The organism is Alcanivorax sp. 1008 (assembly GCF_020667895.1).
Taxonomy (GTDB): Bacteria; Pseudomonadota; Gammaproteobacteria; order Pseudomonadales; family Alcanivoracaceae; genus PGZG01.
Genome location: NZ_JAFMPS010000018.1, coordinates 1 through 22,389, shown reverse-complemented (window position 1 = coordinate 22,389; position 22,389 = coordinate 1). Strand labels below are relative to the sequence as shown.

The following is a 22,389-nucleotide window of genomic DNA, read 5'->3' as shown; positions in this document are numbered from 1 at the left end:
TCACCCACTGCCTGTTACGGCATAAAGAACTGTTCATCCTCCATCCCGGACAGGGTTTCCGGGCCGGCCATCATGCTGGCGCGCAAAGACTCTGTGCGTGGCAATACCCGCGCCATATAGAACTTGGCCGTCTCCAGACGAGACTGCAGGAAGGCCGCGTCACCCTGCCCCGCCGCCAGCATATCGGCAGCCACCACCGCCATCTTTGCCCAGCACCAGGCCAGACAGGCATAGCCCGAGTATTCCATGTACTCAAATGCCGCGGACATGGGCAGGGCCGGATCAAGCCGACCACCGGCAATTAGCTGATCGGTCAACTCACTCCATTGTGCTGCCACGGCAGCGGCCTTGCCGACCAGTTCGCCGGCTTGTTGATGATTGGCATTGGCCGCACAGAAACTATTGATCTGTTCAAGCAGCAGATCCAGCAGACGTCGGTCGGAGCCGATGACCTTGCGACGCATCAGGTCAATAGCCTGAATACCATTGGTGCCTTCATAGATTCGGGTAATACGCACATCACGGGCGATTTGCTCCATACCGTGCTCGCGAATATAGCCATGTCCGCCAAAGCACTGGATACCCAGATCAGCCACTTCACTGCCGCGCTCGGTAAAAAACCCCTTGCAGATTGGCGTTAGCAACGCCACCAGCTGATCCGCCTTCTGCTGGGCTTCACCTTCACCATGCAGCGATGTATCAAGCTGCATTGCTGTGAAATAACCCAACATCCGGCATCCCTCTACCAGCGCTTTCTGGGTCAGCAGCATGCGCCGCACATCAGGATGAACGATGATCGGGTCCGCCGGCTTGTCGGGATATACCGCACCTGACGGGGCCCGCATTTGCAGACGCTCGCGAGCATATTCCACCGCTCCCTGACGGGACAGCTCCGCCAGGCTCATCCCTTCAAAAGCCACATCAAGGCGGGCACAGTTCATCATGGTAAACATGGCCGCCAAACCGTTATGCGGCTTGCCAACCAGCCAGCCAACAGCACCATCCAGATTAATTACCCCGGTGGGCGACGATTTCAGGCCCATTTTCTCTTCAATCTTGGCAACGCTTACGCTGTTGCGTTTGCCCAGATTACCCTGCTCATCAACCAGCACCTGCGGCACCAGAAACAGGGAAATACCTTTCGGGCCAGCCGGGGCGTCGGGCAGTTTGGCCAGCACCAGATGAATAATGTTGTCGGTGATGTCCTGATCCGCCCAGGTGATAAAAATTTTCTCCCCGGTAATACGGTAGCTGCCATCATCGGCAGGCTCGGCACGGGTGCGCAACAAGCCCAGATCAGAGCCGGCGTGAGCCTCAGTGAGCATCATCGAGCCGGTCCACTCCCCGGCAATCATACGCGGCAAATATTTCTGCTTCAGGGAGTCATCGGCATGCGCCTCAATGGCACGTACGGCACCCTGCGTCAGTGTGAAAAGTGCGCACCAGGGCTGATTGGCGGACTCTGCCATGTCGTGGAAGATCATCCCAAGGCTATGCGGCAAACCCTGGCCACCAAGCTCCGGATCACTGCTGATGCCGGCCCACTGACCCTCGGTCAGGCCGCGCCAGGCAGCCTTGTAGGAATCCGGTGTCTTGACCCGTCCGTCGACCAGATGGGTGCCAATTTCATCGCCATCACGATAGCTGGGAGCCAGCACGTTCTCACAGAAACGGGCCGCTTCCTCAAGCACCGGATCAATCAGGTCAGCACCGACTTCCGCATGACCGGAAGCCGCATAGTGGGCAGGAAAATCGAGAACGTTGTGAACCAGAAAACGGATTTCGCGAAGCGGTGCCTTGTACTGCGGCATGATTATCTACCCCATGCAGGATTAGAAAAATGTTGGTCTTTCAGGACTCGCTGATCAGTCCCTGCTGCCGCAGGTACTTGAGGGTGGCGCGATAATCGGAGTCCAGCGCCTTGTCGACACGCTCACCCACCATGGCCGCCAGCTTGCTGCCAATCAATGGCACGGTGCTGTGCACCTCCACCAGCATGTGCTGCTGAGCCATGCCGTCACGTTCGGTGATAGTCACCGCACCGTGGACCTCCACCGGCACTTTGCCGAGGGCAAATCGATAATGGGCCCGGTAGGGCTGACGCTTGCGCTCAACCCAGAGAAACTCCTGAACCAGTGTTTTGTTGTTACCGATAAAGCGGCGAGCAAAGGACGGCACCTTGTCCATGGGGATATCGATATCGCGCAAAATCCGAATCAAGAAGCCATCGTGCTGCTCGCCAAAAGCATCGAAATGGAACTCCGCCGCACCGGACATGGTATGCCGAGCTTCGAAAAACCTGCGATCGGTTAGTACTTCCAGCAACTTTTCCGCGGCCAGCGGATAATCCTGATAACGCTCTACCTTCACGACTTTTCCTGCATCAACTTAAGCAGCGGCATCAGTCGAGCCTTGAGGGCAGACAAATGGGGGCGCACCGTATCGTCTTTACCCTCCGCCAGCAGAGCCAAAGCCTTTTCCACATTCATTGGTGCACTGCGCAGCGCCCCTTCAGACGGCGGCTGTGGCGAAGACGGCAGAGCTGTCTTCTCGCGCAGCTCAGCTTCCGTCATAACCATATTGCCGCCAGCGTCAACCGCCGCCTTGAGCACTAAATTAGCTTCTTCGATAACCGAACGCGGCGTGGCACCAGGGTGTGACTCCGGACAAAGCACGCCAATCGACAGAGTAACAGCCAGACGGTGGCCCTTGTAATCAGTGGCGGATTCACGCACCAATCGGCACAAACGATTAGCAAAAATCGCCGCACCCGCAGCATCCGCCGTAGGCAGCAATACGGCGAACTGGGACAAACCAATACGGGCGGCTGTATCTTCCTTGCGAATCAAACCGCTCATCACCTTGGCAACATCCTTGAGCACGGCATCCGCCGCTTCCTTGCCAACCTTGATAAACAGTTTATTAAACGCATCCACATCAGCGCGTACCAGCGATACGCTATGTCCCTGACGGGCAGCAAACGCCAGCTCCTGCTTCAGGCGGCCATTAAAGTAAAGTTGATTGCCAAGACCGGTAAGCGGATCAATCGTGCTCTGTTGCGCCAACGCCTTACGCTCACGCTGATAGTTGGCATGGGCGGTTGCCCGGGCCAGCAAGTCAGTTGAGTTAAATGGCTTGGTAATAAAATCAGTGGCGCCCATGTCGAGGGCTTTTTCCCGCGCAGCTTCATCATTTTCTGCGCCGGTAACGATAATGACCGGCATACCGGCGATACCGGGATCATCACAGGTGCGGATTTTCTCCAGTAACCCGTAACCATCCAGTTCCGGCATGGAAAGATCCGAAAATACCACCTGGATCTGCTGGTCAGTACGAATTTGCTTCCAACCTTCCTGGCCATTCTCGGCTACCACCACATCAAAACGCTCGCCGAGCATTTTAGTGGCGGCACTGCGCATCACTTTGGAGTCATCCACCATGATTAGACGCGGCTTTCCCTGCCCCTGGGCTTTATCAGTCATCTTGTTATAACCCTGACAGGGCTGGAGGAATCACAACTGCTCCCCCGGCTGAATTGGCATGTAGTCCTGCTCGCCTGGCTCCCGGCCACGAACATAACGGTAAAGTCTGGAACTACGGTTACAGTAGTCGCCACGGGCAATTCCCGCAAGATAGTGCTCGTTAAGCAGGTGCCCCGTGCGCTCCGGCACACAGAATACCGTACCCGCCGTGCTATCCAGATGGGACAGCACACCGGTTTCGGAAAAGTAATCCCGACCATTGGCGAAATGTTCGACATAGGGCACCGGATGGCCGGCGTCACGGGATAGTTCGTAATCTACCTCCAGGCTATCCGCCACCCCACCGATACAGTACAGCTCGAGCTTTTTCACCAGATCACGGGTGGACGCGTGGCGCAACAGTTTACGCACGATGTAGCTGGCCACAATTGTGCCCTGCGAATGGCAGAACAGCACCACCCGGTCGTGTTTTTCCAACGCTTCCTGCACCACGTATACCGCCGGGCGGGACAGCTTGCCGTCCTTGCGCAGGGTCCGTGCGGTAACAGATTGCATAACATCACGGGCCAATCCCCAGGTCGGGGTATGAATCAGATGTACCGGACGCTGGAAAATTCGCGCAATCTCGCTGGCATTAAGCAATGCCACCGGCGGCGCGGTCCCCATGCCATTAATAAAAAACCAGCGCGAGCTATGCTCTTCTCTGGTCACCCGCTGAGGCCTGACCACCAGCGTGCCCTGACTGGCAGAATCCCGTTGCGCGGGAATAATCAGCTGACCAAGAGAATTGAGCATATCGCCGGTGCTGTTATAGCTACGCGGATCAAGCTCGGAGCGCACCGTCGGCTCGTGGCGAAGCGGGAACACGGTAAATGGCAGCGAGCTGGCATGACTCAGGCCCAGCACGATATCTCGGCGGATAGCAGAGCGGTTGTGCGCCAACTGGCGCAGCCAGCGGCGTGAACGATTCAACATCAGACAGATTCCGGTCAATGCGTGTCAACCAGCACGAAGCTGGGTAGACTGCGTGTTTCTCAATGGACCAAAGGGTATCAGTATGACCCAGCCTCGCAAATACAGCCTGACACTTTTTGGCGCCACCGGATTTACCGGTGGCCTGTGTGCCGATTATCTGGCCAGCCACATGCCTGCCGACGCTCCCTGGGCTCTGGCTGGTCGAAACCTGAGCAAGCTGGAATCGGTCCGCGACCGGTTAAGTGCTGCCGGCGCGAACAACCTGCCGGAGCTCATCCAGGCGGACGTGGACGATCAGGCCAGCCTGGACAATATGGCTCAGCTCAGCAAGGTGGTGATCACCACCGTAGGCCCCTATGTGTTCTACGGCGAAGGTCTGGTGCGCGCCTGCGCCGATAATGGCACCCACTACTGCGATCTCACCGGCGAGCCAGAATTTGTCTGCAACAGCATGACCCGTTATCACGCCAGCGCCCGCAGGACCGGAGCCGCTATCGTCAATGCCTGTGGCTTCGACTCTATTCCCCACGATGCTGGAGCGCTATTCACCGTACGCGCACTGGCGAAAAAGCTGGGCGGCCAGATTAATGGTCAAGTCACCATGGAAGGCGTGGTCAGTGCCGCTGGCACCTTCTCCGGCGGTACCTGGCAATCCGCCATCACCGCCATGGGGCGACCGACGGAAAACCGTTTTGCCATGAAGCATGCACGCATGGCGCTGGATCACGAGTACCCGAAAACTGCGCGGGTTTTGCCGATGCGCCCCAAGCACGATGCTGAATTGGGCGGTTGGCTGGCGCCCATGCCAACCGTGGATCCGTTTATGGTGGTGCGCTCCGCCAGAGCGGTAGATGGCTACGGCCCAGATTTCCGCTATGGCCACTATGTGGCCGGCAAAACCTTGCCAAAAATGGTGGGTGGCATGGCTGCCATCGGTGGTCTGGTGCTAGCCGCTCAGATCAAACCACTGCGCAACAAGCTGCTTGAGTATCGCCAGTCGGGCGATGGTCCGTCGGCGGAAAAGCGCGAAAAAAGCTGGTTCAAGGTGCAGTTTCGCGCCCGCAGTGGCGGTGAGCAGGTGATGTGCGAAGTGGCCGGTGGTGATCCGGGCTACAGTGAAACGGCGAAGATGCTGGCCGAGACGGCCATGTGTCTGGCGCTGGACAAGGATCAGCCCAAGCGTGCGGGTGTGCTGACGCCGATGATGGCTTGCGAGGATCGTTTGATCGAGCGGTTGCAGGCAGCGGGGATGACTTTCAGGGAGCTTTGACAGCTTAGTTTGGTGCAGGCGTTTTCCGCCGTTTCCCTGATGCAGTCGCTCCGCGATAATCGCTTGGTGCATCAGGGGGACGCTTGCGTGCCATCTACCCGGCAGCAGTAGCCATCAGGCTTTGCCGGGAAACGCCGTGAATACGTCCATGTAGGCTCTTCGTCAACATCCCTGTTGACGAGGTTCCCGGCAAAGCCTGATGGCTACTGCTGCCTGGCATCCTACGTTATTCAACGAATGGCTTATCCTGCTCAAACGAAATACATCAACAACCATTCCGCCACCACCGCCGGCTTGCTCTCGCCTTCGATCTCGATGGTGTATTCAAACTTGAGCAGCCACTGCCCCGGCTTTCTTTCCTCCGCGCTGATCAGCTTGGCCTTAGCGCGTACCCGGCTGTTGACCTTCACCGGCGCCATAAAGCGCAGCTTGTCAAAACCATAGTTCATGCCCATTTTCAGGCCCTTGGGAATAATCAGGCCATCAATGCTGGTCTGCAGATAGGGCAGCAACGACACCGTCAGATAGCCATGAGCGATGGTGCCGCCGAAGGGAGTCTGCTTGGCCATCTCCTCGTTGACGTGAATAAACTGGTGATCCAGGGTCGCGTCAGCAAAGGCATTGATGCGAGCCTGATCGATCTGGAACCACTCCGAGACACCCAGCTCCTGACCTTCGTAGCTCTTCATTTCCGCAGCATCAATCTGTTTCATATCCGGTCTCCGTGTTTGCAGTTGCAGCGATAATAACCGTCCATCCATTGGTCGCCATGACCACAGCGGACAGGGCGGGCTTACTTGTCGTCAAGAAAGGCGGTAATTACCTGAGCCACTTCCACGGGTGACTCCATGTGCAGGTGATGGCGTCCCGGCAAGCGCGCCAGTTGCAGCCCTTCCACCCACGCCAAACGGTGCTCGAAATGACCCTGACCACCCATACCCTGCTCGCCCACCAGCAGCAACGTCGGCGAGCGAATTGCCCGGGCAAAACCCTCCACCTGCTCCTCGGTAAGACGCAACGATGAAGTCAGACGCAGACGGGGATCGGCGCGCCAGGTAAAGCCGTCGCTCACCGGCATCAGGCCTCGCTCACACAGCAATCGGGAGCAGTCATGGGACAGGCCACCAAAGCCACGCGTACGCGCCTCAACCGCATCATCAATATGTGCGTATACGGGCTTCTTCTTGGCCGGCAGTGCCTGCATATCGTCGATGGCCCGGCGCAGGGTTTGGGCAACATCGCTAGCCGACGAAGTTGGCGGGCCAATGCCTTCAATCAGCACCAGCTTGCTGACGCGCTGGGGATAACAACCGGCAAACAGGGTCGCCACACCAGCCCCCATGGAATGGCCGAGCAAAATAAACTGGCGCCAGCCAAGCTGATCCGCCACCGCCAGCACATCACGGACATGATCCACATAGTGGGTGGCGGCCTGCTCCGGCCGATGGCCCGACAATCCATGCCCGGAGAAATCCAGCGCCACCATGGGGTTGGTCAAACGTTCCATCAACGGAAAAAATGAAGCCGCATTATCCAGCCAGCCATGCAAGGCCAGAATCGGCATGCCGGTTCCTGACTTTTCCACCGCAGCCAGCACCTGCCCCCAGCAATCAAAGCGACGTTCCATCAAGGCGCTCATGGCAGCAACACCTTGAGCCGCTCACGAATCAATGCCGCAGTTTGTAGTGGCTTCTGCAACGGGAACATATGGCCACCCTCAGCCATGCCCCAGTCCATTTTGTGGCGCCGGACATGACGCCGGCCGCAGTCGATGAACATGGACTCGCTCTCGCTGCCATTAATCAACATGCCCGGCACCGCCAGGCGCGGATACTTGTGCAGGTCGCGTGGCGTGGTGCGGAAGATACCCACCTCCACCGCCACCTCGAAGCGCAGGCAACAGCCGTTCTCATCACACTGCACGGCAGAGTCGATGTAATCACGCAGGCAATCCGGGTCAAAGCTCTGAAAAAAGCCGCGCCGGGAAAAATAACCATCCACTTCCTGACGATTCGGCCACTGGTCGCGGCGGAACTTGGACTTGCCCGCCGGACTGACGCGATCACCCTGCCCGGTCCACTCGGCCAGGCTGAACAGCCAGCGCTGCCAGCCATTTATCAGCGGCGGATCAAGCATAATCAGGGCGGAGAACCACTCCGGCCGACGCGCCGCCACGGTAAACATCAACACCCCACCCAGCGAATGCCCCATACCCACCAGCGGCTTGGCCAGCGGCTCCAGAAAAGCCTCCAGCTCACGGGACAGCCCGTGCCAATGGGCGTCCACCGGGAAATCCGGGTTATGACCAATGCGGTCAACCGCATGAACCTGATAGTCCTTCTGAAAAGGTGCCAGAAACTTGGCATAGCTGCCGCCGGGCACACCATTGGCGTGGGCGAAAGCAAGAACGGGTTTATCTGCGTGCATGGAGTCCTCCGTAAGGCGGCTATTCTGGACGTCCCACAGTGAAGCCTCAATGACGCAAGATGACCCGCTCCTGACCATGTACAATGCCGTCTTTATCTGCTCGCCCACCACCCCACACGAGAGGCCCGATGAAACTGATCTCTTTTAATATCAATGGCATCCGCGCCCGCCCTCACCAGATTGAGCAACTGATCGCCAGCTACCAACCTGACCTGATCGGCCTGCAGGAAATCAAGGTGCAGGATGCCGAATTCCCCGAAGACAGCATCCGCGAGCTGGGTTATCACCCCTATTATTTTGGCCAGAAAGGCCATTACGGCGTCGCCCTGCTAAGCCGTGAGCCGCTGCTGGATATTCAACGTGGCTTCCCGGGCGATCCGGAAGACGCCCAACGACGCATGATTATCGGCAAGCTGGCAGGCCCGGACGGCAAACCGGTGACCGTATTGAACGGCTATTTCCCCCAGGGCGAAAGCCGCGACCACCCGGTGAAATTTCCTGCCAAGGAAAAGTTCTACGCCGACCTGCAACACTATCTGGAAAACCACCACAGCCCGGAAGATGCCGTGGTGGTCATGGGCGATTTCAATATTTCCGCTCAGGACTGTGATATTGGCATTGGTGAAGACAACCGTAAGCGCTGGCTGCGCGATGGCAAAACCAGCTTTCTGCCGGAAGAACGGGAGTGGTTCCAGCGCCTGCTCGGCTGGGGCCTGGAAGACACCTACCGGCGTATCCATGGCGATAGTAACGAGCTGTTCAGCTGGTTCGACTATCGCTCCAAGGGCTTCGAACGGGAGCCACGCCGGGGCCTGCGCATTGATGGCATCCTCGCCAGCAAGCCCCTGCAAGACAAAGTCAAAGATTCCGGCATTGATTACGAGATTCGCTCCATGGAGCGGCCATCGGATCACTGCCCCGTCTGGGTGGAGTTCAACTAGCCATGGCCGTGCAATGGCACCGCGAGCGCTTTCGCCTGAATCTGGACGGCCTCGGCCTGCTGGTCGATCTGGCCATGATCGTGCTGGTGGTGCTGAACCTCTCCCTGATCCTGTTCGACTGGCTGTTCAGCGCCCAGCCGGTGCAGCAGGCGCTGATGTGGCTGGCACCGTCCTTCACCGTGTTCTATCGCGACACCATTCACAACGACTTTATCTTCTGGGACCTGATCTTCGTCAGCATCTACCTGACCGAATTTACCGTACGCTGGATCATCGCTGTGGTTCGGCAAACCTACCATCGCTGGTTTTTCTACCCGTTTGCCCACTGGTATGACCTGCTCGGCTGTATTCCAGTGGGCGGTTTCCGCTGGCTGCGTATCCTGCGCGTCATCAGCCTGCTATACCGTCTGCAGCGCACCGGCATTGTTGACCTGCGCTACACCTGGCTCGGCTTCACCGTGCTCAAGTACTACCGCATTGTGGTCGAAGAGATCTCCGACCGGGTGGTGATCAACGTACTCGATGGCGTGCAGCGGGAAATCCGCGAAGGTTCGCCGCTGGTCCACCGAATCGAAGCTGAAGTACTAGTGCCACGCCGTCACGAGCTGGTGGACTTTGTTGCCAGTCGGCTGGTGGATATCGTTACCCGTACCCACGGCGAATGGCGCCAGGGACTGGGCGACTACCTGTCGCAGCTCACCGACGACGCGGTGGCCCGCACACCCAGCGGCGCCAGACTGGCCGCCATCCCGGTAGCGGGCCCACGGGCGCTGGCCCTGCTCGGTGATACCGTACGCGAGCTCGGCGTGGCGCTCACCGACCAGCTGGTAGAGGATCTGGCCAACCCCGCCAACCGTGACACCCTGGATGACCTGATCGACGGCATGCTGCGCAACGCCGCCGGCGACCGGGAGCAGCTGAACCAGCTTATCCGCGAGACTTTGCTGGATATCCTGGACCAGGTGAAGGTGCAGGTGGCCGTCCAGCAATGGAAGCAGGACCCCAGCGAAGCGTAAACAAAGGTCAAATCTGCTCTGATACTGGCACGATGGCACTAACGGGGCGTAAAATCACAGGCGTATACAGCCACAAGCTGACAGAACATGAGCGACGAACAGACCAAGTCACAAGATGACGAGCTCGACATCCCCGCACAGAACGTGCTGATGGTGGATGACACGCCAGAGAATCTGGTTGCCCTGCAGGTGGTACTGGAAGACCTGCCGTGCAATTTGGTATCGGCCACCTCGGGCGCGGAAGCGCTGGGCAAGCTACTCAAGCAGGAGTTCTCGCTGGTGCTGCTGGATGTGCAGATGCCGGAGATGGACGGTTTTGAAGTGGCGGAGATCATGCGCTCCAACAAGCGCACCATGAACGTACCCATCATCTTTGTCACCGCCAACTCCCGTGACGATCGCAACATGCGCCGTGGCTATCAAAGCGGCGCGGTGGACTATCTGTTCAAACCCATTGATCCAACCATGCTCTGCTCCAAGGTCAATTTCTTCTTGCAGCTCGATTATCAGAAGAAACGTCTGGAAGCGAAACTGCGCCGCAGCCGGGAATCTGCGGAGGCAATGAAAGCCGCTTACGGGGAATAACAGCTGAAAGACTGACCCTGCCCTGCTACATTTCCGGATCATCCATTCAAGGAAGATCCATTCGTGCAAATTCCAGGCTATCGACTTCAATCAAAAATCGGCCGCGGTGGTATGGCTGCGGTTTATCTTGCTGTACAGGAATCATTTGATCGTCCGGTAGCCATCAAGGTGATGAACCCGGTACTGGCTGCGGATCCGACTTTCAGCCAACGCTTTATTCGCGAAGCGAAAATGATGGCGCAGCTTAGCCATCCGCATATCGTGCCGGTATTTGATATTGGTACCCATGGCGACCTGCACTATATGAGCATGGAGCATATTGTCGGCGGCACCCTGAAGCAGCGTCTACGCGATGGTCTGGAAGATGACGACATCCAACGCATCACTGCGGAAATCGCGGCTGCACTGGATTACACCGGCGAGCAGGACATTATTCACCGCGACATCAAGCCGGACAACATCATGTTTCGGGGGGACGGCTCTGCGGTACTAATGGACTTCGGCATTGCCCGGCCCATGCAGGGTGATGAAGCCATGACACAGCTGGGCACCATCGTCGGCACGCCGAAATATATGAGCCCCGAGCAGCATCGCGGCAAGGGCGTCGACTCGCGGGCGGATCTTTATTCTCTTGGTGTAGTGCTGTTCGAGATGCTTACCGGGCGTGCGCCTTATACCGGCGAGGATGCCATGTCGATTGGCATCAAACATATCTCCGAACCGATTCCGCTATTGCCGAGCGATAAAAAGCGCTGGCAACCGCTGGTGCGTAAACTGATGGCGAAGGATCCGGAACAGCGTTTTCAGCGTGGCAATGAGGTGATCGCTGCACTGAAAAGTTTGTCTGCTGCTGCGCCAGCCGCCGACAACCAAGTGGCTGCTCCTGCTCCAGCAGCGGCGAAGTTTGTCGATGGCAATAGCCCAGAGGTAAAACTGGAATCACGCATGCGCTGCAAGGAGATCAAAGAGAAAGCCGGCTTGCTGTCGAGTGTTTATGTTTTCGATATTTATGTGATGGCGGATGATTTTAACCAGTTTCAGGGGCATTTCGAGAAGATCAGTCAGGAGCTTTTTGCCTGGGGCAAGGAACGGGGCAAAAAATGCGGCAAGGTGAAGTTCAAGGCCACGGTGCATCCGTGGATTGCGGGGCGTGTGAAAGAATATGTGCGCAATCTGCGCAAGGCGGATACGCATGAGTTTTTGAAGAGGATTCCGATTGAGGTGAATCTTGTTGGGGCTGATGGGCAGCCTATTGAGCAATACCGAATTGAGCCTGATTCTGCCTGATCAAAACCATACCTATGGGAGTGGACTCAGCCGCGAAGGAAAGATCGACAGTGAACTCACCGGCTCTGTCACCTGTTTGGGGTTTCCGGGACACGGTGGTGACGGTGGGGGTTAGAGGCCAGTCAAAACCTGCTAAACTCCCGCCCCCATGAATACAGCAACCCGACCAGCCATGAACCGCCGTCTGTCCGTCGCTCCGATGATGGACTGGACCACCCGTGACTTCCGTTATCTGGCCCGGCTGATCAGCAAGCACACCCTGCTATATACCGAGATGGTCACAGCCCAGGCGGTGATCTTCGGCAACCGCGAGGATCTGATCGGCTTCGACGAGGCAGAGCATCCGGTGGCCCAGCAGCTTGGCGGCAGCGACCCGAAACAACTGGCCGAAGCCACCCGCATCTGCGCTGATTTTGGCTATGACGAAGTCAACCTGAACGTCGGCTGCCCGTCCGACCGAGTGCAGTCAGGCCAGTTCGGCGCCTGCCTGATGGCGGATCCGGACAAGGTGGCAGAATGCGTTGCGGCCATGCAGGCGGTGGTGAATATCCCGGTGACAGTAAAAAGCCGGATCGGCATCGATGATCAGGATGAATACGAATTCCTGCACCGCTTTGTCGAAAAAGTCCGCGCCGCCGGCTGCACCAGCTTTACCATTCATGCCCGCAAGGCAATCCTGTCCGGCCTGTCGCCGAAAGAGAATCGCGAGATTCCTCCGCTGATTTATCAGCGTGCTTATGACATCAAGCGCGACTTCCCGGATATCGAAGTCATCATCAATGGTGGTATCCGTGACTTCCATCAGGTGCGTGAGCATCTGGGCGAAGTGGATGGCGTGATGATTGGCCGCGAGGCATATCAGAACCCCTACTTCCTGATCGATGCCGATCGCATCGTGTTCGATGATCTCTATCCACAGCCCAGCCGTCACGATATTGCCGAAGCCTTCATGCCCTATCTGGTAAAACGATTCGCTGAAGGCCATCATCCAAAGCATGCCCTGCGACATATTCTTAACCTTTTTCAGGCGGTACCCGGCGCCCGGGCGTTTCGTCGCCACCTGAGTGAGAACATGCACCGCAGCGATACCACGCCACAGATTCTGATGGACGCACTGGCTCTGGTGCCGCGTTCATCTTCGACAGAGGAAGTTTTGTCATGAGCAGCAAACGCGATCAGCTTGGCCAATGGACCACTCTGGTAGCCGACACCGGTGATCTGGATGCGATTCGTGCCAGCGCCCCGGAGGACGCCACCACCAACCCGTCGTTGTTGCTGTCGGTGGCCAAACAGACGCAGTACAGCCATCTGCTCAAGGAAGCCAAGCGTTTCGCCGGCCAGCTCAATCCGGATCACGATATGGGCCTGCTGTGCGATGCCTTTGCCACGGTCACCGGTGCAGAAATCCTGAAAAGCATTCCCGGGCTGGTGTCCACTGAGGTGGACGCACGGCTGTCGTTCGATACCAATGCCACCCTGACCCGAGCACGCCGGCTGATTGCCATGTATCGCGAGCTGGGCATCGAGCGCGAGCGCATCCTGATCAAGATCGCCTCCACCTGGGAGGGCATTCGTGCCGCCGAGGTGCTGGAAGAAGAAGGCATCCGTTGCAACCTGACCTTGCTGTTTGCCCTGCCCCAGGCCATTGCTGCAGCCGAAGCGGGCACTACTTTGATCTCGCCTTTTGTCGGTCGCATTTACGACTGGCACTTGAAGCATGGCATGCAGATTAGCGGCCCGGAAAATGACCCCGGCGTGCAATCCGTAAAACAGATTTTTCATACCCTTAAGTCGCGTGGCTTTGGCACTGTGGTGATGGGCGCCAGCTTCCGCCAGTTGTGGCAAATCGAAGCACTGGCCGGTTGCGACAAGCTGACCATTGCACCGAACCTGCTCGATATGCTGGCCAATGATCACGACACCCTGCCGCGCGCGCTGGATAGCCGCGACATCGATAGCGTCGATGATGTGGCGCCACTGCGCGAACAGCAGTTCCGCTGGTTATTGAATGATGACCCGATGGCCAGCGAGTTACTGGCCGATGGCATTCGCCGCTTTGCCCGCGATCAGGAGTCACTGGAGGCACTGCTCGGAGGCAAGCACTGATGCGTGGCTGGCTGAAGGGTTTGCAATCCGGCCGCCATGTCTGCACCGAGCATGATCAACATGTCGCGGCGGCCGCTTTGATGTATGAAGTGGCCCGCGCCGATGGCCAGTGGCAGGAAAGCGAAACCGATGCCCTGCTGCACAGAATGTCAGCCCGCTGGCAGATGCAGCCGGAAGATGCAGAAGCGTTGCTGGAAGATGCCCGTAAAGTCGCCGAGAGTGCCACCGATTATCACGAGCTGGTGCGTTCGCTGCGTGAGTGGCAGCCGGAGCAGCGGCGTGATCTGGTGCTGGATATGTGGGCGGTGGCCCATGCAGATGACGAAGTGCATCCGCACGAGGAATACGTTATTCGCAAGGTGGCAGATTTACTTTATGTGTCGCACAGCGACTTTATCCGCGGCAAGCTGATGAACGACAAACGCTGATCACCAGCCATCCGTATCCGCCGTGGGAGCTTCATCGCCGCTGGTTTCGTCTCCCCAGGCGTCGTCGCCCCAACCATCATCTCCCCAGTCACCGCTTTCAAAGTCAGCGCCGAAGTCATCTTCTTCTACGATACCTGCCGCCATTTTCCGGGAAGACAGATAAAACTCACGCATAAAACCGTAACGATCTCCTACCATGGCCTTTTCCACATTCAGCAGATCGGCGCGCAAATCTACGATGTACAGTGCCGTCACACTCCAACGGGTCAGGTCGTGTTCAATCAGGCTGCGCGGCGCCAAATAGTTATCCGGCCAGATGGCCGCTGCGTCTCTCAAGGTGCTCGGCCCTAACCCGGGTAAAACCAGATAGGGGCCGGATGCAACGCCCCAACTGGCCATGGTCAAGCCGAAATCCGTGCTGTGTTTTTCCAGCCCGGCCTTGCTGGCCACATCCAGCAACCCACCAATGCCCATGGTGGTGTTCATCAGCACCCGTGCGCTACTGTGTCCAGCGCGCCGCCATTGCCACTGCAACACATGGTTGATCGCACTAGGTACATCTTTGGCATTCTGGAAAACCCGAGTGACGGAGTCATCCATCCAGCCCGGTGTTACCCAACGGTAGCCCTTGGCCACTGGCTTGAGAAAGTAACGATCGATAGTTTCGTTGAAAGCAAAGACACCACGGTTGAAGGATTCCCACGGGTCTTCCGGGTGACCAGCTTTATCCTGCGCCTGGACCAGCTGCAACGGCAGTACAGCGATCAATACCAGCAGTAACAAACGACGCATAAATATCAGTTCCGGAAAAACAGCTGGCCAGTATAGCGAGCTTCGTATCAGGCGCGTATTCCAAGCAGAATATCCTGCTGTCGCCACTGCCTCAGAATATCAGCAAGAAACGGCTTCAAAGCGTGAATATCCTGACCCAGTTCGCTGGCCAGCGTCTGCAACAGAGCATCGGCGCTGGTATCGCCACCCTGCTCAAGCAGCTGGATCAGACGGGCACTGGGTGCATTCAGCTCCATAAAGTGAACCTGATCGGCGCGATCACGCCACACCAGCAGCCACACCGGCGCGGGCAAAGGCTCACTGGGTACGGCATCAACGGCGATCTGATGGACCGGCCAGTGGGAGCCGGTCAGCGCGCATAACGGCGACAGCAGCAACTGTCCCTGCAACAGATCGCCCTCGGCATTTACGCCCTGCTCGGGAATCTCCTCAGTGCTGATGCTCAGCGCCAGCTCAAGCCATTCGTAATATGCCAGCTCGGCCATAAACGGCGGGTAACTGTCACGCGGGTAGTCACCGCTATTGAGCCAGTCCAGAAACTCCGCGGGAATATCGGCGAAATAGCCACTGTCACAGCGGTGCTGCGCATAGAAGGCACGCACCAGAGCATCCCAGTCGCGATCGCTCAGCAAGGAGCGCAGCACTGGGAAGCCATTGCTGATAAACCCTTCGATATTGCGCCAAAACAGATCCCGATAGATTGCCATGCGACGATCTTCGATATCCTCCGGTGCTGCCGTTGCCTGGGGATCCCGCAGATGGGCAGCAAAGCGGCGCTGGGTATCAAGAAAGGACAGGTCACTCATCCGGCCAAACTCACCGGCGAGTGTTTTTTCTGAATAGCGCGCACCTGATCCAGCTCTGCTAGTAATTCAGCCAGTGGCGGGAAATTGAAATCCCGCTCTAACAGAACCGGCATACCCGGTGCCCGCTCGCAGGCCTCGGCCAACAACTGCCACACCGGATCGATCACGGCGGTGCCGTGGGTGTCCACCTTGAGATCCTCCGCTTCGTCGTAGTGGCCGGCGACATGGCAGTACAGAATCCGCTCAACGGGCAAGGCGGCTAAAAATGCATGGGGGTCGTAGCCATGATTGATGCTGTTAACCCAGATATTATTCACGTCCAGCAGCAAATCGCAGTCCGCTTCGCGAATCACCGCATTAATAAAATCGATTTCGCTCATTTCCTGCTGTGGCGCCGCATAGTAGCTGACATGCTCGACGCCAATGCGCTGGCCAAGAAAATCCTGCACCTGACGAATCCGACCAGCCACGTGTTTGACTGCTTCTTCGGTAAAAGGAATCGGCATCAGATCGTAAAGATGCCCCTCATCAGAGCAGTAACTCAAATGCTCGGTATAGCAGCGCACCTTGTAACGCTGCAGAAACTCACGAATATCACCGAGCATGGAAAAATCCAGCGGTGCCGGCCCGCCCAATGACAATGACAAACCGTGGCAAACCAGGGGATAACGCTCTGCGAAATAATCAAAGCGACGCCGCATGGCACCGCCGATGGGAATCCAGTTTTCTGGTGCAACCTCGAGAAAATCCGGCAGGTTCTCACACGCCGAGTCTGTCAGCGGGCCCATCAGGGCCCGCCGCAAACCAAGTCCGGCACCGAGCACCGGAAAGCGAGACGAGTTCATCGTCATAGCTCAGACTTCCCAAGCAGCAGGGCTGGCATTAGCCGCCGCACTTGCCCTCGCCACACTTGCCTTCACCGTCTTTATCTTTCTTCATTTCCTTTTTCATTTCTTTCTTCATTTCCTTCTTCATTTCTTTGGTCATTTCCTTGTCTTTCATGGAGCCTTCGCCGCACTTGCCTTCACCACACTTGCCTTCGCGGTCTTTGCTGTCAGCTTCGCCACACTTTCCTTCACCACACTTGCCCTCAGCATGTTTGTCGGCAAGTTGTTGATAGCCACCGGACAGTTCCTTGGCAGCAAACGGATTCTCTGCGGCCACAACCGGCGCAGCCAGAACGGAAGCAACAACGGCAGCGCCCAGTGATGCGGCAAGCGGATTCAGTTTATTGAACTTGGCCATCTGAAATTCTCCTGATTAATTGTCGAAACACGTCCAAAGGACTGAAATAGTCCTCAGGTACTCTAGCAGATGCATGAGGTAGGGTTATGTTACGAATTGCGTCCGGAAAATGTAAAAAGGGCCCTCAATTGAGAGCCCTTTCACACTTTTTGCCACACGGACGCCACCGGAGCCGCAGCAGATCAGCGACTACGGCGGACAATCACGCTGCCGATGGAGTAACCGGCACCGAAGGAGCAGATCACACCCTGGTCGCCCACCGCCAGATCCTGACGATGCTTATGGAAAGCGATGATGGAGCCCGCTGAACTGGTATTGGCGTACTCATCCAGAATCACCGGCGCTTCCACCCGGTCCGCCGGGCGGCCCAGTACACGCTTGGCAATCAGCTCGTTCATGCTCAGGTTGGCCTGATGCAGCCACATCCGGCTTAGCTGCTCCGGGGTGATGGACAGGCTGCCGATATGGTCGAGAATCTGCTCAGCCACCATCGGGCAGACTTCCTTGAACACCTTGCGACCCTCCTGACGGAACAGCTTGTCACGGGCGCCGACGCCGGATTCATCACAGCGGTTCAGGAAGCCGAAGTTGTTGCGGATATTGCTGGAGAACTTGGTCTGCAGACGGGTGCCCAGCACCTGCCACTGCTCAGCGGACACCGCATCCTCGGCCCGCTCCAGCACCACCGCGGTGGCCACGTCGCCAAAAATGAAGTGGCAATCCCGATCCTGCCAGGCCAGGTGGGCGGAACAGATCTCCGGATTCACCATCACCACGCACTTGGCGCTGCCGTTACGGATGGCATCCACCCCAGCCTGAATACCGAAGGTGGCCGAGGAACAGGCCACATTCATGTCATAGGCCCAGCCACGCTCCATACCCAAATAATGCTGCACCTCCACCGACACCGCCGGGTAGGCGCGCTGCATGTTGGAACAGGCCACCAGAATGGCATCCACGTCTGACACTGACCGGCCGGCATTCTCCAGCGCCTGATGGATAGCCTTTACCGCCATCTCGGCCTGCACGGAGATCTGCTCGTCGGGCCGCTCAGCAATCCGCGGCGCCAACCGGGAAGGATCAAGAACCCCTTCTTTATCAAGCACATAACGCTGCTTAATACCCGACGCCTTCTCGATAAATTCGGCATTGGAGCCCTGCAGAGACACCAGCTCGCCCGCCTCGATAGCCGCCGCATTCTCGGCGTTGTAGCGCTCCACATAGGCATTGAAAGAGATCACCAGCTCCTCATTGGTGATCGACTGGCTCGGCGTCCACAGACCGGTGCCGGAAATAACAACGTCGTTCTGGTTCACTGAATACTCCTGGTGAAAGCGTGCCGGGGAAACCCCAAGCAGGCGCCGGGGCGGCGCGGCAGCGCATTATCGAATGGGGGGATTATCCGGGTTCGGGGGGCTGGAGGCAAAGACGGAAAAGGTCAGGGTTCCGGCGGTAAAGCCAACCGGATCACAGGGATGCAAATGACTTCATGACAAGACCGCGGCGACCAACAGTTGGTCAGCGAATGCCTGCCCAGCCATCCAACCCGAATAGTGTCAGGGTAATGGGGGTTGACGATCTGCGGGGCTACCCGGCTAAGAGAAGGTGTCCACGAAAGTGGTTACAGATCAGCGCGGGAACCGCGTCCGATGCGTTGACTTGTATGATCGAAAAGCCCCCAACGAATCACGCTATGCTTCCTAGGTTGAGTGATATCTGCTGAATTGCATGATCCCAAGATCTATAGCAGCGGATGGATGCGTGCTTTGGCGTTGGCGCTCCATCAGTTAGCCGGAGCTTTTCTGTCAACAGCCACATGTCCTGACTAATACCCTTCACAATCGGATAATTGGGCCGATTTGGGATCATTTTTTGATCGATAAATCCGCGGGCCAAAAGCCCCGTTCCGCGCGCGGCATTGTCCTTCCAGAAAGCGTGCTCTCGAGAATTCGCAGCTTTAACGACTCCTCCATCAAAGTCGTAAGTCCAATGGTTGAACTCGTCCCGCAACCTTCCGAACAATTTTTCTGACACCACAAACAAGTCAAGATCGGAACTTGGCGAGAACTTAGCTCCTCGCTTACCAGGCGAGATCGAGCTACCGATTCTCGCACTTCCCGTAAGCGAGATTTCTTTAGGGTCTACGTCGAGGCGGGTCGCCAACCATCCGCGCAGCACCTCGAAAACCGCCGGGCATTCAGCGAACGCATACGGGATTCCTTCCGTCAGCCACAGGCGCGCCAGTGCGACACGTGAACTGTTGCCACCAGTACGGGCGGCTGAAAGCACCGCCTCCGCTTCTGGGTGTGCGCCTCTAAGATTACGGAGTGGATCAGGAATTCGAAATGGTTCCATGATTTGCAATGCCTGAGAAAGTGCCGCGTTTCGTAAAGCCCGAATCAAGCGCGAGAAGATGGTGAACTCTCTGGCTAATTCGACCGAGTTGCCGTTCATCAAGATTACGTGGTTGAGGGTATTTGAGGCGCGCTACAAGATTCGCCGCACCAATTTTTGAGTCGACGCCCGTGGCCTTCGAAATCCCCTCATAAGCCTGCTGGAATCCGTGCATGTTCCAGCCGTAGTAGGCCACCCATAGATAAATACGGGCAATATCCCTCCGATCAAACGCATATGTGAGGCGCACTGCAAGGATAATTTCGGTGATTTTTCGCCATATCGTTCGTTCATACCTCCGTGTGACGGTACGCACCAACTGCATGGCAATTGTCGATCCGCCTTGACGCCTCCGGCGAACACAAGTCATCCAAATACTCCTCATAAGTGCGATGGGGTCGACCCCCATGTGTAGTTCAATACGTTGATCCTCCCCAAGGATGAGAAATTTGCACATTTGGAAAGTTGGTTTAGGCCCAGGTGCGGATTCCAGTTCTGCAAGTGCCATTGAGCTTGCCGACCACACCTCTCGCCATAGCTTTGCAAGTGTTTTCATGTTCCACATCCGGTTGGGAGGAAATTTAACAGTTTATTAAGTTTTATCTACGCCAAATTGATTTATGGGGAGATATGACAACTCGATGTCATCCATATGATGTATTTTCTGCTGCAACAAAGCTTCAGGGATAACATCTCGCAGGCCCTGAAAATGACCATCCGTAGTAAATATATGGTCTACATACGGTATATATAAAGAGTGCAAACTATCCAACCATACCCCCCTAGGGTATTTCCCCGAAGCTTGGGATATGGTCATATACGCCATAATACAAAACGGGCCTCTATGAACAAGCGTAGGCACCTCCTTTATCACATACATAATTCTTTCAATAGTTGAGTCGATCCCTATTTCTTTCCAATAATTCTTAATCGGCTCGTTATCAATATCTGCCTCAGCACACAGAATTATTAGAATATAATACAAGGCTACTTTGTAGCTGAGAAATTGATCATTGGTTGTAGGCTCGCCAGATTTTATGAAAGGCAGCTCTCTAACCAAATTGCTTAGCGATCCATCCAGTCCCGAGAATTCCTTATCTGAACCTATAACCAGATCTCCATGCTTTATGAGTTCATGAATACTCTTTGTGAATGACTGGGTCAATTTGGCTTTCCGCCTCAACTCAGCATGATCTAGATCAAACGTTTTGCTTCGATCACTGACTAGCCCTTTCCACACCTCTGCAATGATTGATGAGGATTTTAGATTTCTTATTCTTTCAACCTTTGGCATCCCTTGCTTTATATAAGAGATAATGAGCTCAGCCGGAGATGGTAACAACTCACCACTAAATAAGTGCTGACAGAAATATAAAATCTCCTCCCGACGAGTCTTGTCGGAAGTCATAAGAACCTCCCATAGAGTTACGGGAGAAAGTCTCCAGTCGCGCCCCTTATTCAGCTGAAGATGCTTTGTTGCCAAAGCGCTTTCTACAGAAAGCCCTTGCACAAACAAGTTAACTGCAGATGTTTCAAAATACCAGATTTCCATGATCAGCTCTTGAACTTAACACCTCAAACACCGGCGCTCTCGGCGTCCGAGTGCTTTGATTTGTTAGCATTTTCATAATTAATTTTTATTGGCAAAACTGCCTTCATGATGTTTTCTAGTTTTCGAACATTGCTTTTTGAGCGATTTTCAGGAGAGAACATGACGCAGAAAAATATAAAGTCGTCAAACTCAACAAACCCAGTATACTCAGGCGCTGGATAATTTTTAATCTTGACAACCCGCAGCTTTGTTTGTGCACCTTTACGAACTATTGTGGGCAAAAAATCAATTTTGCACTCTGAATCAATTTCTCGAAATAGCCCTTCCTGAAGCTTTAATAAATCTTCTAAAGAATCATCATCTTTTCGCCTATCCCAGAATTGAACATACATAAACTCATGATCTTTCATGGCTTCATCCAATGTTCTTCCCTGTTGATAAAGAGTCGCCAACCAAGCAGGCGTAGCTCGCCCATCAACAATCCAGCCAAAAGGTGATGGGATTAGTGCGCCGTTACTTCCAGCATAGGGAATGGCACCATGAGATTGAAACGCATGCAAATCTTTGAAGTTGAGAACTTCCAATTCGATTTCAGTAGAGCCGAAGTGAGCACGATTATATGCCGCCTCGGTAAATCCTTCTTTAGAAATCAGCAAACCTTTATGAGCACCGATGTCTTCCAGCATACTTATATAGCTTTCAACAGCTTTTACATCGACTTTTTTACTAAAATATTTCCCATCAATGGCGATAACTATTCTGTTTCCCGCAACATATTGTTCTATAAGAATATCAATTTGCCGATCAACTTTTGAAAACAAACCTTCTTTCTTTGCATCTAAAATTATTTCAGCATCCGGATACTGTTCCTTGAAATAATCATAGATTTCTTTTTCGTACTCTTTCCAGTTCATGAGTCCCTCTAGGTTGAAATGCTAATAGTATATTAATTCGGACAGCCCGGCTTACTGCCCCGCCGGATTCCAGCCCACAGGACCTTCCCCATCAAACGAAATGGATTATCACCATCAATGACTTAAGGCACAAAGTGAAATCAATCTTGTTTGGCAAGCCCGACCTCAG

The 22,389-nt window shown here is 55.7% G+C and carries 24 protein-coding genes; 8 read left to right on the top strand and 16 right to left on the bottom strand.

The genetic code is table 11. The annotated features are described in order from the left end of the window. Positions 1-14 precede the first annotated feature (14 nt). The 4 genes from J1C54_RS14215 to J1C54_RS14200 are packed head-to-tail and all read right to left on the bottom strand — an operon-like array spanning position 15 to position 4,457. Entirely contained in the window at positions 15-1,811 is a 1,797-nt protein-coding gene (locus J1C54_RS14215) for an acyl-CoA dehydrogenase C-terminal domain-containing protein (RefSeq protein WP_229149190.1), read from the bottom strand. A 40-nt stretch (positions 1,812-1,851) separates the two neighbouring features. Beyond that, positions 1,852-2,370: a DUF2505 domain-containing protein gene (locus tag J1C54_RS14210; RefSeq protein ID WP_229149189.1), complete on the bottom strand. Its 519-nt coding sequence runs from the start codon at positions 2,368-2,370 to the stop codon at positions 1,852-1,854. Then, positions 2,367-3,482 carry a diguanylate cyclase domain-containing protein gene (locus J1C54_RS14205; RefSeq protein WP_229149187.1) on the bottom strand — a complete coding sequence of 372 codons (1,116 nt, stop codon included), beginning with the start codon at positions 3,480-3,482 and terminating at the stop codon, positions 2,367-2,369. Before J1C54_RS14205 ends, J1C54_RS14210 begins: the two co-directional genes overlap by 4 nt. A 30-nt stretch (positions 3,483-3,512) precedes the next feature. Then, the gene (locus J1C54_RS14200) at positions 3,513-4,457 is read right to left on the bottom strand and encodes a hypothetical protein (RefSeq protein ID WP_229149184.1); all 945 of its coding nucleotides are present in this window, start codon (positions 4,455-4,457) and stop codon (positions 3,513-3,515) included. An 82-nt stretch (positions 4,458-4,539) separates the two neighbouring features. Between J1C54_RS14200 and J1C54_RS14195 the strand changes: the two genes are divergently transcribed. Then, positions 4,540-5,727 (top strand): trans-acting enoyl reductase family protein, encoded by a 1,188-nt coding sequence (locus J1C54_RS14195; protein ID WP_229149177.1) that lies wholly within the window; start codon positions 4,540-4,542, stop codon positions 5,725-5,727. Between the two features lie 251 nt (positions 5,728-5,978). Here J1C54_RS14195 and J1C54_RS14190 read toward each other — a convergent pair whose 3' ends face one another. The 3 genes from J1C54_RS14190 to J1C54_RS14180 form a co-directional block, all read right to left on the bottom strand. Further along, positions 5,979-6,440, bottom strand: coding sequence for a MaoC family dehydratase (locus tag J1C54_RS14190; protein ID WP_229149175.1), 462 nt, complete (start codon positions 6,438-6,440; stop codon positions 5,979-5,981). A gap of 80 nt (positions 6,441-6,520) precedes the next feature. After that, positions 6,521-7,366, bottom strand: coding sequence for an alpha/beta fold hydrolase (locus tag J1C54_RS14185; protein ID WP_229149174.1), 846 nt, complete (start codon positions 7,364-7,366; stop codon positions 6,521-6,523). Beyond that, a complete protein-coding gene (locus tag J1C54_RS14180) occupies positions 7,363-8,154 on the bottom strand; it encodes an alpha/beta fold hydrolase (protein ID WP_229149172.1) in 792 nt (263 codons plus the stop codon). Before J1C54_RS14180 ends, J1C54_RS14185 begins: the two co-directional genes overlap by 4 nt. Positions 8,155-8,282: 128 nt before the next feature. On the opposite strand from J1C54_RS14180, the gene xthA reads away from it, so the two are divergent. The 7 genes from xthA (at position 8,283) to J1C54_RS14145 (ending at position 14,517) form a co-directional block, all read left to right on the top strand. Beyond that, positions 8,283-9,095 (top strand): exodeoxyribonuclease III, encoded by an 813-nt coding sequence (gene xthA, locus J1C54_RS14175; protein WP_229149169.1) that lies wholly within the window; start codon positions 8,283-8,285, stop codon positions 9,093-9,095. Positions 9,096-9,097: 2 nt separating this feature from the next. Next, on the top strand, positions 9,098-10,111 hold the full coding sequence (locus J1C54_RS14170; protein ID WP_229149165.1) for an ion transporter: 1,014 nt from the start codon (positions 9,098-9,100) through the stop codon (positions 10,109-10,111). Positions 10,112-10,198: 87 nt separating this feature from the next. Then, complete coding sequence (locus J1C54_RS14165; protein WP_229149161.1) at positions 10,199-10,696, top strand: two-component system response regulator; 498 nt, start codon at positions 10,199-10,201, stop codon at positions 10,694-10,696. A gap of 63 nt (positions 10,697-10,759) precedes the next feature. After that, entirely contained in the window at positions 10,760-11,983 is a 1,224-nt protein-coding gene (locus J1C54_RS14160; protein WP_229149153.1) for a serine/threonine-protein kinase, read from the top strand. A gap of 148 nt (positions 11,984-12,131) precedes the next feature. Then, a complete protein-coding gene (dusA, locus tag J1C54_RS14155; protein WP_370635668.1) occupies positions 12,132-13,145 on the top strand; it encodes a tRNA dihydrouridine(20/20a) synthase DusA in 1,014 nt (337 codons plus the stop codon). Beyond that, positions 13,142-14,089, top strand: coding sequence for a transaldolase (locus tag J1C54_RS14150; protein WP_229149111.1), 948 nt, complete (start codon positions 13,142-13,144; stop codon positions 14,087-14,089). Before dusA ends, J1C54_RS14150 begins: the two co-directional genes overlap by 4 nt. Then, on the top strand, positions 14,089-14,517 hold the full coding sequence (locus J1C54_RS14145; protein ID WP_229149110.1) for a TerB family tellurite resistance protein: 429 nt from the start codon (positions 14,089-14,091) through the stop codon (positions 14,515-14,517). Before J1C54_RS14150 ends, J1C54_RS14145 begins: the two co-directional genes overlap by 1 nt. Here the strand turns inward: J1C54_RS14145 and J1C54_RS14140 are convergent, their stop codons facing one another. The 9 genes from J1C54_RS14140 to J1C54_RS14100 form a co-directional block, all read right to left on the bottom strand. Further along, positions 14,518-15,309 carry a VacJ family lipoprotein gene (locus tag J1C54_RS14140; RefSeq protein ID WP_229149109.1) on the bottom strand — a complete coding sequence of 264 codons (792 nt, stop codon included), beginning with the start codon at positions 15,307-15,309 and terminating at the stop codon, positions 14,518-14,520. Between the two features lie 47 nt (positions 15,310-15,356). Next, positions 15,357-16,115, bottom strand: a complete 759-nt coding sequence (locus J1C54_RS14135; RefSeq protein WP_229149102.1) for a DUF2063 domain-containing protein — start codon at positions 16,113-16,115, stop codon at positions 15,357-15,359. After that, on the bottom strand, positions 16,112-16,960 hold the full coding sequence (locus tag J1C54_RS14130) for a DUF692 domain-containing protein (protein WP_229149211.1): 849 nt from the start codon (positions 16,958-16,960) through the stop codon (positions 16,112-16,114). The genes J1C54_RS14135 and J1C54_RS14130 overlap by 4 nt, the downstream gene beginning before the upstream one ends. Before the next feature lie 37 nt (positions 16,961-16,997). Then, on the bottom strand, positions 16,998-17,360 hold the full coding sequence (locus tag J1C54_RS14125; protein ID WP_229149098.1) for a hypothetical protein: 363 nt from the start codon (positions 17,358-17,360) through the stop codon (positions 16,998-17,000). 182 nt (positions 17,361-17,542) lie between these two features. Further along, positions 17,543-18,676, bottom strand: a complete 1,134-nt coding sequence (locus tag J1C54_RS14120) for a beta-ketoacyl-ACP synthase III (RefSeq protein ID WP_229149097.1) — start codon at positions 18,674-18,676, stop codon at positions 17,543-17,545. A 370-nt stretch (positions 18,677-19,046) separates the two neighbouring features. After that, positions 19,047-19,715, bottom strand: coding sequence for a hypothetical protein (locus tag J1C54_RS14115; protein ID WP_229149096.1), 669 nt, complete (start codon positions 19,713-19,715; stop codon positions 19,047-19,049). Beyond that, positions 19,693-20,310 carry a transglycosylase domain-containing protein gene (locus J1C54_RS14110; RefSeq protein WP_229149093.1) on the bottom strand — a complete coding sequence of 206 codons (618 nt, stop codon included), beginning with the start codon at positions 20,308-20,310 and terminating at the stop codon, positions 19,693-19,695. Before J1C54_RS14110 ends, J1C54_RS14115 begins: the two co-directional genes overlap by 23 nt. Before the next feature lie 36 nt (positions 20,311-20,346). After that, complete coding sequence (locus tag J1C54_RS14105; RefSeq protein WP_229149088.1) at positions 20,347-21,306, bottom strand: hypothetical protein; 960 nt, start codon at positions 21,304-21,306, stop codon at positions 20,347-20,349. A gap of 23 nt (positions 21,307-21,329) precedes the next feature. Then, positions 21,330-22,220, bottom strand: coding sequence for a restriction endonuclease (locus J1C54_RS14100; protein ID WP_229149083.1), 891 nt, complete (start codon positions 22,218-22,220; stop codon positions 21,330-21,332). Between the last annotated feature and the right edge of the window lie 169 nt (positions 22,221-22,389).